At 70.9% G+C, this 11,445-nt stretch carries 9 protein-coding genes and 1 riboswitch; of the genes, 3 read left to right on the forward strand and 6 right to left on the reverse strand.

Annotated elements, in window-relative coordinates:
* Positions 1-227: 227 nt before the first annotated feature.
* Positions 228-965 carry a D-Ala-D-Ala carboxypeptidase family metallohydrolase gene (locus ACZ6EJ_RS27035; protein ID WP_469270755.1) on the forward strand — a complete coding sequence of 246 codons (738 nt, stop codon included), beginning with the start codon at positions 228-230 and terminating at the stop codon, positions 963-965.
* A gap of 37 nt (positions 966-1,002) precedes the next feature.
* On the opposite strand, the gene ACZ6EJ_RS27040 is transcribed toward ACZ6EJ_RS27035, so the two are convergent.
* On the reverse strand, positions 1,003-1,971 hold the full coding sequence (locus tag ACZ6EJ_RS27040) for a GlxA family transcriptional regulator (protein ID WP_469270757.1): 969 nt from the start codon (positions 1,969-1,971) through the stop codon (positions 1,003-1,005).
* 81 nt (positions 1,972-2,052) lie between these two features.
* Between ACZ6EJ_RS27040 and ACZ6EJ_RS27045 the strand changes: the two genes are divergently transcribed.
* Complete coding sequence (locus ACZ6EJ_RS27045) at positions 2,053-2,262, forward strand: hypothetical protein (RefSeq protein WP_469270758.1); 210 nt, start codon at positions 2,053-2,055, stop codon at positions 2,260-2,262.
* Between the two features lie 30 nt (positions 2,263-2,292).
* Here the strand turns inward: ACZ6EJ_RS27045 and ACZ6EJ_RS27050 are convergent, their stop codons facing one another.
* From ACZ6EJ_RS27050 to ACZ6EJ_RS27070, 5 genes are all read right to left on the reverse strand, one after another.
* Positions 2,293-3,249, reverse strand: a complete 957-nt coding sequence (locus ACZ6EJ_RS27050; RefSeq protein ID WP_469270766.1) for a ribonucleotide-diphosphate reductase subunit beta — start codon at positions 3,247-3,249, stop codon at positions 2,293-2,295.
* Between the two features lie 56 nt (positions 3,250-3,305).
* Entirely contained in the window at positions 3,306-5,744 is a 2,439-nt protein-coding gene (locus tag ACZ6EJ_RS27055) for a ribonucleoside-diphosphate reductase subunit alpha (protein WP_469270759.1), read from the reverse strand.
* A 140-nt stretch (positions 5,745-5,884) separates the two neighbouring features.
* Positions 5,885-6,007, reverse strand: a riboswitch (cobalamin riboswitch).
* Positions 6,008-6,188: 181 nt separating this feature from the next.
* Positions 6,189-6,392, reverse strand: coding sequence for a YbdD/YjiX family protein (locus ACZ6EJ_RS27060; RefSeq protein ID WP_469270760.1), 204 nt, complete (start codon positions 6,390-6,392; stop codon positions 6,189-6,191).
* 12 nt (positions 6,393-6,404) lie between these two features.
* Positions 6,405-8,630, reverse strand: a complete 2,226-nt coding sequence (locus ACZ6EJ_RS27065) for a carbon starvation CstA family protein (RefSeq protein ID WP_469270762.1) — start codon at positions 8,628-8,630, stop codon at positions 6,405-6,407.
* A 315-nt stretch (positions 8,631-8,945) separates the two neighbouring features.
* Positions 8,946-9,710, reverse strand: a complete 765-nt coding sequence (locus ACZ6EJ_RS27070) for a GntR family transcriptional regulator (RefSeq protein ID WP_469270768.1) — start codon at positions 9,708-9,710, stop codon at positions 8,946-8,948.
* 279 nt (positions 9,711-9,989) lie between these two features.
* On the opposite strand from ACZ6EJ_RS27070, the gene ACZ6EJ_RS27075 reads away from it, so the two are divergent.
* Positions 9,990-11,288, forward strand: coding sequence for a sugar ABC transporter substrate-binding protein (locus tag ACZ6EJ_RS27075; RefSeq protein ID WP_469270764.1), 1,299 nt, complete (start codon positions 9,990-9,992; stop codon positions 11,286-11,288).
* Positions 11,289-11,445 lie beyond the last annotated feature (157 nt).

An 11,445-nucleotide genomic window follows, 5' to 3' on the forward strand; every position in this document is an offset into this window, starting at 1 on the left:
GAACAGACAAAGAAGATTGCCCCCCCCCCCCCCCCCCCCCCCCCCCCCCCCCCCCCCCCCCCCCCCCCCCCCCCCCCCCCCCCCCCCCCCCCCCCCCCCGGGCCCCTGTCGTCATCCGGTCCGCCCCTGGTGGCCAACTGCCGTTTCCCGCAGGGGGAGTTGACGCGCGTCGACTCCTGGGCCAGGCTCGCTTGCACATCGCCCGTGACGTTCAGAGGGAGACCCCTGTGCTGAGACGTACCGCACGCGTGCTGCTGGGACTTGTCATGACCATTACCTTCGCATTGGGCGGGGCGGTGCTGACCGCCGGACCCGCGCAGGCGGACGGCTGCTACACCTGGACCCGCACCCTGGGACCCGGCGCCACCGGCAACGACGTCGTCCAGTTGCAGCTCCGGGTGGCCGGTTATCCGGGCTACGACTCCGTGCTCGCCGTCGACGGCTCCTACGGCCCGGCCACCACGGCCGCCGTCAAGCGGTTCCAGGCGGCCTACGGCCTGACCGCCGACGGGGTCGCCGGCCCCGCCACCCAGTCGAAGCTCTACGCGCTCCAGGACGACGACTGCACCCCGATCCACTTCACGTACGCCGAACTCAACACGTGCAACAGCACCTGGGCCGGCGGCAAGGTCGCCGCGGGCACCGCCAAGGCCAACGCGCTGAGCACCATGTGGAAGCTGGAGGCGCTGCGGCACGCACTGGGCGACCAGGCGATCCGGGTGACCAGCGGATTCCGCTCGGCCACCTGCAACGCGGCGGTCGGCGGGGCGTCCGACAGCCGCCACATGTACGGGGACGCCGCCGACCTCGGCGCCGGACCGCACTCCCTGTGCACACTGGCCAAGCAGGCCCGCCACCACGGCTTCAAGGGCATCCTCGGCCCCGGCTACTCCGGCCACAACGACCACGTGCACGTCAACCAGGGCCCCACCCGCTTCTGGTCGGCGCCCAGTTGCGGCATCTGAGCCGCCGTCCTCCCGGGGCCCGGTGGCCGGCGTCCGCTCAGGCGGCGCCGACCGCCGGGCCCCGGAACGTGCGGCGGTAGGCGTTCGGCGTGGTGCCGAGCGCCCGGACGAACTGGTGGCGCAGGGTCGCCGCCGTGCCGAAGCCCGTCTGCCCCGCGATCGTCTCGATCGTCCGGTCCGTGGACTCCAGCAGATGCTGGGCCAGCAGCACCCGCTGCCGCAGCAGCCAGCGGTAGGGCGTGGTCCCGGTCTCCTGCTGGAACCGCCGGGCGAAGGTCCGCGGCGACATGTGCGCCTGCGCGGCCAACTGCTCCACGCTCATCTCCTGGTCGAGGTGGTGCTCCATCCACACCAGCGTGGAGCCGACCGTGTCGCACGCGCTGCGGGGCAGCGGCCGGTTGACGTACTGCGCCTGGCCGCCGTCCCGGTGCGGCGGCACCACCATCCGCCGGGCGACGGTGTTCGCCGCCTCCTGCCCGTACTCCTGGCGGATCAGGTGCAGGCAGGCGTCGATCCCCGCAGCGGTGCCCGCCGACGTGATCACCGGGCCCTCGTCCACGTACAGCACGTCCGGCTCGACGACCGCCCGCGGGTAGCGGCGCGCCAGGTCCGCCGCGTACCGCCAGTGGGTGGTGCAGCGGCGGCCGTCCAGCAGGCCGGCCGCGCCGAGGGCGTACGCCCCCGAGCAGACGCTCAGCACCCGCGCCCCGCGCTCCACGGTCCGGCGCAGCGCGTCGAGGACCTCCCGCGGGTACTCCCGGTCCATGAAGTGGCTGCCCGCCGGCACGGCGACGAGGTCGGCCTCCTCCAGCCGGTCCAGGCCGTGCGGCGTGCCGATGGTGAAGCCCGCATGGGTGCGCAGGACCGGGCCCTCGGCGGAGACCACCGCGAAATCGTGCACGGGCAGTCCCTCGTCGCTGCGGTCGAGGCCGAACACCTCGCAGAGCACGCCGAGTTCGAAGGGGTGGACCTCGTCCATGAGCAGGACGGCGACATTGTTCAGCATGGACCCAGTGTGGCAGTAATTCGACGATCCATGGCAGTGCTGCCACTGCCGTGATCCTCCCGACCGGGCCAGGGTGGAGTCATGGACACACTCCTGGACTACCTCGTCGTCGCCGCCCTCTTCGCCCTCGTCCTCGCGCCCTCCGCCGTCGGGATCGCGCGGGAACGCCGTATCGACCGCCAGTTGCGGGAGGCCGCCCGCCCGCGGTCGCGGCCCCCCGAGCCGGGGCGCGCCGCGCGGCCCGCCGCGGCCGCGCGGCGCCTGCCCCGCGGCCGCCGGGCCAGGGCCTAGGGGTGTCCGGCCCTGACCCGCCGGACACCCCTAGAAGTCGTCGTCGAACGCGACCGACCCCTCCACCGCCACCTGGTAGGCGGACGGGCGGCGCTCGAAGAAGTTCGTCAACTCCTGCACGCCCTGCAACTCCATGAAGGAGAACGGGTTCTGCGAGCCGTAGACCGCCGGGAAGCCGAGGCGCACGAGCCGCTGGTCGGCGACGCACTCCAGGTACTGGCGCATCGACTCGGTGTTCATCCCCGGCAGGCCCTCGCCGCACAGATCGCGGCCGAACTGCAGCTCCGCCTCGACCGCCTCCCTCAGCATGTCGGTGACCTGCTGCTGGAGCGCGTCGTCGAAGAGGTCCGGCTCCTCCTTGCGGACGGTGTCCACGACCTCGAACGCGAAGTTCATGTGCATCGTCTCGTCACGGAAGACCCAGTTGGTGCCCGTGGCGAGACCGTGCAGCAGGCCGCGCGAGCGGAACCAGTACACGTAGGCGAACGCACCGTAGAAGAACAGCCCCTCGATGCACGCGGCGAAGCAGATCAGGTTCAGCAGGAAGCGGCGGCGGTCGGCCTTCGTCTCCAGCCGGTCGATCTTCTCCACCGAGTCCATCCACCGGAAGCAGAACCGCGCCTTCTCGCGGATCGAGGGGATCTCCTCCACCGCGTCGAACGCCGCCGCCCGGTCGTCCGGATCGGGCAGGTAGGTGTCCAGCAGCGTCAGGTAGAACTGGACGTGCACGGCCTCCTCGAAGAGCTGCCGCGACAGGTACAGCCGCGCCTCGGGGGAGTTGATGTGCTTGTACAGCGTCAGCACCAGGTTGTTCGAGACGATCGAGTCGCCGGTCGCGAAGAACGCCACCAGCCGCCCGATCATGTGCTGCTCGCCCGGCGACAGCTTGGCGAGGTCGGCGACGTCGGAGTGCAGGTCGACCTCCTCCACCGTCCAGGTGTTCTTGATCGCGTCCCGGTACCGCTCGTAGAAGTCCGGGTAGCGCATGGGGCGCAGGGTCAGTTCGAACCCCGGGTCGAGCAGGTTCTTCTCGTCGTGGTGCGTCACTGGCAGGCCTCGCAGGACTCGGGGTTCTCAAGGGAGCAGGCCAGGGCGTCCGCGTCGGACGCCGCCTGCTGTACGGGGATGGGCGCGGCGGCCGGGACGGCGCCGGACGCGGCGCGCGCGATCCGGGTCGCCGGGCGCGAGCGCAGGTAGTACGTCGTCTTCAGCCCCTGCTTCCAGGCGTACGCGTACATCGAGGAGAGCTTGCCGATCGTCGGCGTCTCCAGGAACAGGTTGAGCGACTGGCTCTGGTCGAGGAAGGGCGTACGGGCCGCCGCCATGTCGATCAGGCCGCGCTGCGGGATCTCCCACGCGGTGCGGTACAGCTTCCGCACGTCCTCGGGGATCCAGGCGAAGCCCTGCACCGAGCCGCTCGCCTCGCGCAGCGCCTCGCGGGTGCGGGCGTCCCACACGCCGAGCCGCTTCAACTCCGCCACCAGGTAGGCGTTCACCTGGAGGAACTCCCCGCTGAGCGTCTCGCGCTTGAACAGGTTGGAGACCTGCGGCTCGACGCACTCGTACACCCCGGCGATCGAGGCGATCGTGGCGGTCGGCGCGATGGCCAGCAGCAGCGAGTTGCGCATACCGGTCGTGGCGATCCGGGCGCGCAGCGCCTCCCAGCGCTCGGGCCAGTGCGGCTCGACGGCGTAGTGGTCGGGGTGCAGCACCCCGCGGGCGGCGCGGGTCTCGGACCAGGCGGGCAGCGGGCCGGACCGCTCGGCGAGGTCGCAGGAGGCCTCGTAGGCGGCCAGCATGATCCGCTCGGAGATCTTCGTGGAGAGCGCGCGGGCCTCGGGGGAGTCGAAGGGCAGGCGCAGCCGGAAGAAGACGTCCTGGAGGCCCATCGCGCCCAGGCCCACCGGCCGCCAGCGGGCGTTGGAGCGCCCGGCCTGCTCGGTCGGGTAGAAGTTGACGTCCACCACCCGGTCCAGGAAGGTCACGGCGGTGCGCACGGTGGCGTCCAGCCGCTCCCAGTCGATCGCCCCGTCCGCGACGAACGCGCCCAGGTTGACCGAGCCCAGGTTGCAGACGGCCGTCTCGCCGTCGTCGGTGACCTCCAGGATCTCCGTGCACAGGTTCGAGGAGTGCACGACCCGGCCCGGCTCGGCGGTCTGGTTCGCGGTCCGGTTGGAGGCGTCCTTGAACGTCATCCAGCCCTGGCCGGTCTGCGCGAGGGTCCGCATCATCCGGCCGTACAGCTCACGGGCCGGCATCGACTTGCGGGCCAGCCCCTTCGCCTCGGCCGCGCGGTAGGCGGCGTCGAACGCGTCGCCCCACAGGTCGACCAGCTCCGGCACGTCGGCGGGGGAGAACAGCGACCAGTCGGTGTCCGCGTCGACCCGGCGCATGAACTCGTCCGGGATCCAGTGCGCCAGGTTCAGGTTGTGGGTGCGCCGCTGGTCCTCGCCGGTGTTGTCGCGCAGCTCCAGGAACTCCTCGATGTCCGCGTGCCAGGTCTCCAGGTAGACCGCCGCCGCGCCCTTGCGGCGGCCGCCCTGGTTCACCGCCGCGACGGAGGCGTCCAGCGTCTTCAGGAACGGCACGATGCCGTTGGAGTGCCCGTTGGTGCCCCGGATCAGCGAGCCCCGCGCGCGGATGCGCGAGTACGACAGGCCGATGCCGCCCGCGTGCTTGGAGAGCCGCGCCACCTGGTGGTAGCGGTCGTAGATCGAGTCCAGCTCGTCCTTCGGCGAGTCCAGCAGATAGCAGGAGGACATCTGCGGGTGCCGGGTGCCGGAGTTGAAGAGGGTGGGGGAGGAGGGCAGGTAGTCCAGCCGGCTCATCAGCCCGTAGAGCGCCGCGACCTCGTCCAGCGCCCGCACCGAGTCGTCCTCGGCGAGGCCGGCGGCCACGCGGAGCATGAAGTGCTGCGGGGTCTCGACGACCTGGCGGGTGTGCGGGTGGCGCAGCAGGTAGCGGCTGTGCAGGGTGCGGAGGCCGAAGTAGCCGAAGCGGTCGTCGGCGCCCTCGGCCGCCGCCTTCTCGACGAGGCCGTCGAGCGCGGCCGCGTGGAGCGCGACGAAGGCGGCGGTGCGGTCGGCGATCAGGCCCTCGCGGTGGCCCACCGCCACCGAGGCGGAGAAGGACGTCGCGCCCTGGCCCGCGGCCTCGTCCGCGATCGCGCGGGTCAGCAGCCGGGCGGCGAGCCGGGAGTACGCCGGGTCCTCGGCGATCAGCCCCGCGGCTGCCTCGGTGGCCAGCGAGCGCAGCTCGGCCTCGTCGGAGCGGGCGTTGCGCCCGCGCAGCGCGGCGGCGGCGACCCGTCCGGGGTCGGTGTCGGGCAGGTCGGCGGTGAGGTCGGTCAGGGTCCGCAGGAGGGCGGCGCCGGGACCGCCGTCCGGGACCGCCTCGGTGGGGGCGGAGGCCGCGGACTCGGCGGACGCTGCGGGTGCGGCGGATTCGGCGGCTGAGACCGGATCGGCGGACGCGATGGCCATGGGGCTCTCCCTCGCTCGGCTGGGGCCGGCGGCGGGCAGGGGGAGCCGGGCGGCGCACGGCCCGCGAGGGCGGGGAGGCACTGCTGACGGCGTCCACCGGCCTTCCGCGAGGCCCGGACGTCTGGCGTCCGGTTCGGGTCGAGCCGGACGCGCTGTCGGCAGGTCTTCGGACTTCGGGCGCGTGTGGGCGCACCGATCACACCGTTGCGGGACAGTTCCGGATTCGCACCGGATTCCCCTGCGGCGACAGCGAGGTTGAGCATACATGTGGGGGCCGCCCCCCAGGACGGCCCCCACATGTTGTGTCGGCGTGTGCCGCGGCTGGGGGGCGGGCGCCCCGGTTTCCGCCGGCTCGGCGGGGCGCGTGGAGCCGTACGGGGACGCGGAAAGGGGCCGCCGCGCCCCTGGGAGGGGTGCGGCGGCCCCGGTTCCGGCCGGTGCGGCTCAGCAGCAGCGGAAGCCCTCGCGGGGGTCCGCCTCGCGGGCGTCCGTGCGGCTCCGTTCGAAGGCGCGGCGGGTCATGACGGGGGCGTCCGGGTCGTGCGCCCGGCGGTGTGCCACGTACCGGTCGTACGCCGACTCGCCGGTCAGCTCGCGGACGTACCAGCGGATGCGGCCGGCGATCCGGCGGACGTCACGCGCGGTCATGGCGCCTCCCGGTCACGACCGGCTCTCCGCGCCGGCGGCCTCCTTGCGCCGGCCCCCCTCGGGGCCGACGCCCGCCGCCGCCAGTTCCGCCTTCTCCTCCTTGGTCGCGATCAGCGACGCGGGGGCCACGAACCGGGACCGGACGTACGGCGTCTCGTGGAGCCGGACGGTCTCCGGCGCCCGGACGGCCTTGAAGCAGACCCGGCCCGCGTCCACGAGGACCACGATGATGAGGAGCGCGAAGAGCGCGCAGAGCACGCCGTCGACGGTGGAGTTGGTGACGACGGTCCGCATGTCGTCCATGGTCTTGGCCGGCGGCAGCACCTCTCCGGCGTCGATGCCCGCCTGGTACTTGTCGCGCTGGGCGAAGAAGCCGATCTTCACGTCGTCGGAGAAGATCTTCTGCCAGCTCGCGGTGAGGGTGACCGCCACGTCCCAGGCGAGCGGAACGCCGGTGACCCACGCCCACTTCAGCCGGCCGGACTTGACCAGCAGGGTGGTGCAGACGGCCAGCGCGACGGCGGCCAGCAACTGGTTGGCGATGCCGAAGAGCGGGAAGAGCTGGTTGATGCCGCCCAGCGGGTCGTGCACGCCGACCCAGAGGAAGTAGCCCCAGCCGCCGACCACGACGGCGCTGGCGAACCAGACGCCCGGCTTCCAACTGACGTTGCGGAACGACGAGTGCACGTTGCCCAGCATGTCCTGGAGCATGAAGCGGCCGACACGGGTGCCGGCGTCCACGGTGGTGAGGATGAACAGCGCCTCGAACATGATGGCGAAGTGGTACCAGAACGCCTTCATGCCGGCGCCGCCGATCACCGCGGAGAAGATCTCCGCCATGCCGAGCGCGAACGTCGGCGCGCCGCCGGTCCGCGAGAGCAGGCTCTGCTCCTCGACGTCCTCGGCGGCCTGGGCCAGGGCGTCCGGGGTGATGCTGAAGCCGAAGTTGGCCACGGCCTCCGAGGCGGACTGGACGGTGTCGCCGATCACGCCGGCGGGCGCGTTGATGGCGAAGTACAGGCCGGGGTCGATGATGCAGGCGGCGATCATGGCCATGATCGCCACGAACGACTCGGTCAGCATGGCGCCGTAGCCGATCATCCGGATCTGCGTCTCCTTCTGGACCATCTTCGGCGTGGTGCCCGAGGAGACCAGGGAGTGGAAGCCGGAGAGCGCGCCGCAGGCGATGGTGATGAAGACGAACGGGAACATCGAGCCGGCGAAGACCGGCCCCGAGCCGCTGGAGGCGAAGTCGGTGACCGCGGGCATCTTCAGCGCCGGCATCGCCACGACCACGCCCAGGGCCAGCAGCCCGATCGTCCCCACCTTCATGAAGGTGGAGAGGTAGTCGCGCGGGGCCAGCAGCAGCCACACGGGCAGCACGGAGGCGAGGAAGCCGTACACGATCATCCAGACGACCAGCGTGCCCGGTTCCAGGGTGAAGAAGTCCGCCCAGGAGGACTCCGCGACCCAGCCGCCGGCGACGATGGCCAGCAGGAGCAGCGCGACGCCGATGACGGAGACCTCGCTGACCTTGCCGGGGCGCAGCACCCGCAGGTAGACGCCCATGAAGAGGGCGATCGGGATCGTCATGCCGATGGAGAAGACGCCCCAGGGCGAGTGGGCGAGCGCGTTCACGATGACCAGCGCCAGCACCGCGAGCAGGATGATCATGATGACGAAGACCGCGACCAGGGCGGCGATCCCGCCGACCGGGCCGATCTCGTCGCGCGCCATCTGGCCGAGCGAACGGCCGTTGCGGCGGGTGGAGAAGAAGAGCGTCACCATGTCCTGGACGGCGCCGGCGAAGATGACGCCGACGACGAGCCAGATCGTGCCGGGCAGGTAGCCCATCTGCGCGGCGAGCACGGGCCCGACCAGCGGGCCCGCCCCGGCGATGGCGGCGAAGTGGTGGCCGAACAGGACGCGGCGGTCGGTGGGGTGGAAGTCGACGCCGTTGTCCAGCAGTTCGGCGGGGGTCGCGCGGTTCTTGTCCGCCCTCAGCACCCGGTCGGCGACGAACCGGGAGTAGAAGCGGTACGCGATGGCGTACGAGCCGAGGGCCGCGGCCAGCATCCAGGCGGCCGAGACCTCCTCGCCCCGCGAGAGCGCCAGGGTCGCCCAGCCGACCGCGCCGACCAGGGCCACCAGGCTCCAGACGGCGATGGTCCTGGCGGACGGCGCCCGCCGTCCTGGTGCGGGTGGAACCGGGGGTTTCGCCTCTGTGACGTCGGGCATGTGGTGACTCCGTCCCCTCGCTGATCACCGGTGCAATGGGCAGGAAATCTAGGGGACACGTCCGCTCAGCGTCACCCCCGTCCGCATTGCGGTCCGGCAACGGTGCTGTCTCGCGCGAGGGCACGGGCGCGCCGCCGACGCGGTTCACCGCCCGGCGCGACCGCGTCCGCCGCGGCGGACGGCAGGGCGCTCGCCGTACCGGTACGGCGTCACCGCGGACGCCCCCGCGTGACCGGAAATGAGCGGTGGCCCCAGGGGACGGCTGCCCCCTGGGGCCACCGCCCCGCACGTGCCGCGCCGTCGCGTCCGGCCCCGTCAGTCCGCCGGCCGCTTGAGCCGGGCCACGAACTTGTAGCGGTCGCCCCGGTAGACCGAGCGCACCCACTCCACCGGCTCGCCCCGGCCGTCGACCGAGTGGCGGGAGAGCATCAGCATCGGCAGGCCCACGTCCGTGCCCAGCAGCCCGGCCTCGCGCGGGGTGGCGAGGGAGGTCTCGATCGTCTCCTCGGCCTCCGCGAGCCGGACGTCGTACACCTCGGCGAGCGCGGTGTAGAGAGAGGTGTACTTCACCAGCGAACGGCGCAGCGCCGGGAAGCGTTTGGCCGAAAGGTGCGTGGTCTCGATCGCCATCGGCTCCCCGCTGGCGAGCCGCAGCCGCTCGATGCGCAGCACCCGCCCGCCCGTCGAGATGTCCAGCAGGCCGGCGAGGGTGTCGTCCGCCGTCACGTAGCCGATGTCGAGCAGTTGGGACGTCGGCTCCAGCCCCTGGGCGCGCATGTCCTCGGTGTACGACGTCAACTGGAGCGCCTGGGACACCTTCGGCTTGGCGACGAAGGTGCCCTTGCCCTGGATGCGCTCCAGCCTGCCCTCGACGACCAGCTCCTGGAGGGCTTGGCGCACGGTGGTGCGCGAGGTGTCGAACTCGGCGGCCAGGGTGCGTTCGGGCGGTACGGGGGTGCCGGGCGGCAGGGTGCCCGTCATGTCGAGGAGGTGTCGCTTGAGCCGGTAGTACTTCGGAACGCGCGCCGTGCGCGTACCGTTGCCGGTCTCGCTCCCCGTACTGTCCCCGTCGGCGCCCATGGCCCGCCTTCCCGACTGCTGCGTTGCTGCCGTCACCGGCTCCTCCGTCTGTCGCGGCTCACATGGTGGCACGGTCCGGTCACGGGTCGTCGCCCTCCCTTAGGTGTCGGTCCTATAACGGACGCGAGTGCACTTCTTATACACCCTTGACACCCCTAAAGGTCTAGGCCAAGCTCCCGGTACTGGTCTAAACCATTAAAGACCAGGTCCAGCCCCAGCAGAACTCGTCGAATGTCTTCGCGGTGGGTGGGGTTGCAGCATCCCTGAGGAGGGTTTGACGTGAAGCGCAAGCTCATCGCGGCTATCGGTGTCGCGGGCATGTTGGTTTCGGTCGCGGCGTGTGGTTCCGACGACAAGGCATCGTCGAAGAACCCCAAGGACCGTAAGGAGACCTTGACGGTCTGGCTCATGGGCGAGGCCCAGTCCACCTGGCCCGAACTGGTCAAGGACGTCAACGCCGAGTTCAACAAGAAGTACCCGGGCGTCACGGTCAAGGTGCAGTACCAGCAGTGGGCCGACAAGGTCAAGAAGCTGGACACCTCCCTCGGTGGCGACAAATTCCCGGACGTCGTCGAACTCGGCAACACCGAGACCATGCAGTACATCCTCAATGGTGCTCTCGGAGAAATCGACCCCAAGAAGTACGAGAACTCGGACACCTGGATCAAGGGTCTGAAGGACACGTGCTCTTTCGAGGGCAAGACTTACTGCGTTCCGTATTACGCGAGCGCCCGCCTGGCCGTCTACAACAAGGACATGCTGAAGGCCGGCACCGGCAGCGACGCCCTTCCGCAGACCGAGACCGAGTTCCTCGCCGCGATGGACAAGGTCGCCGCCGAACTGGCGAAGAAGGACAAGCGCGCCTCCGCGCTCTACTACCCGGGCCGTTACTGGTACGCCGCGATGTCCTACGTCGCCGCCTACGGTGGCAAGATCGCCACCTACGACGAGGGCGCCAAGGAGTGGAAGGGCGCCCTGTCCTCGCCCGAGTCGCAGAAGGGCATCCAGCACTTCGTCGACCTGGTCAAGAAGTACAACAAGGCCGACCAGACGAAGGACGAGCAGGACCACGCCAACGTCATGGCCAACGAGAAGGCCGCGGTCATCTACGGCCAGGCCTGGGAGGCCGGCAGCGTCACCACGGGCGAGAACGGCAACCCGAAGCTGGAAGGCAAGATCGCCACGGCCGGTATGCCCGGCCCCGACGGCAAGACCCTGCCGTCCTTCATCGGCGGCTCGGACCTCGCGACGATCTCCAAGTCCAAGGTCCAGGACCTCGGCGAGGAATGGATCTCCCTCTTCACCAACGCGAAGTCCATGGAGGTCCTCGCGTCGAAGAACATCCTCCCCAACAACGAGAAGCAGCTCGAGCCGCTGAAGGCCAAGCCGGAGACCGCCGCCATCGCCAACGCGGTGCCGGACGCCTGGTTCACGCCGATCGCTCCGGGCTGGGCCTCCATCGAGAAGGAGGAGATCCTGGAGAACCTGCTCCTGGAGATCCTCAAGGGCGCCTCCGTCGCCGACGCCAGCAAGAAGGCCGACGCGCAGATCAACGGGCTGATCAACAAGGAAGCCTGACCTTCCGAGTCGCCAGGCGGGGGGCCGGGGGGCCCGGGCCGGGGCCCCGCTCCTTTTCCGCCAGTGAAAAAAGGGGACTTCCGGGTGCGGCCCTAACCCCCCACGGGAAGGCAACCAAAGGTTTTCCGCTTCTCCCCAAGCCCCCGGGGATCCCTTT

Source organism: Streptomyces sp. NPDC041970 (assembly GCF_055588985.1).

Bases quoted from the DNA above. Each gene is read 5' to 3' on its own strand.
- ACZ6EJ_RS27070 (WP_469270768.1), bottom strand. From the start codon at position 9,710: ATGGGCGCCGACGGGGACAGTACGGGGAGCGAGACCGGCAACGGTACG.
- ACZ6EJ_RS27065 (WP_469270762.1), bottom strand. From the start codon at position 8,630: ATGCCCGACGTCACAGAGGCGAAACCCCCGGTTCCACCCGCACCAGGA.
- ACZ6EJ_RS27050 (WP_469270766.1), bottom strand. From the start codon at position 3,249: ATGCGCTACCCGGACTTCTACGAGCGGTACCGGGACGCGATCAAGAAC.
- ACZ6EJ_RS27045 (WP_469270758.1), top strand. From the start codon at position 2,053: ATGGACACACTCCTGGACTACCTCGTCGTCGCCGCCCTCTTCGCCCTC.
- ACZ6EJ_RS27060 (WP_469270760.1), bottom strand. From the start codon at position 6,392: ATGACCGCGCGTGACGTCCGCCGGATCGCCGGCCGCATCCGCTGGTAC.
- ACZ6EJ_RS27040 (WP_469270757.1), bottom strand. From the start codon at position 1,971: ATGCTGAACAATGTCGCCGTCCTGCTCATGGACGAGGTCCACCCCTTC.
- ACZ6EJ_RS27055 (WP_469270759.1), bottom strand. From the start codon at position 5,744: ATGGCCATCGCGTCCGCCGATCCGGTCTCAGCCGCCGAATCCGCCGCA.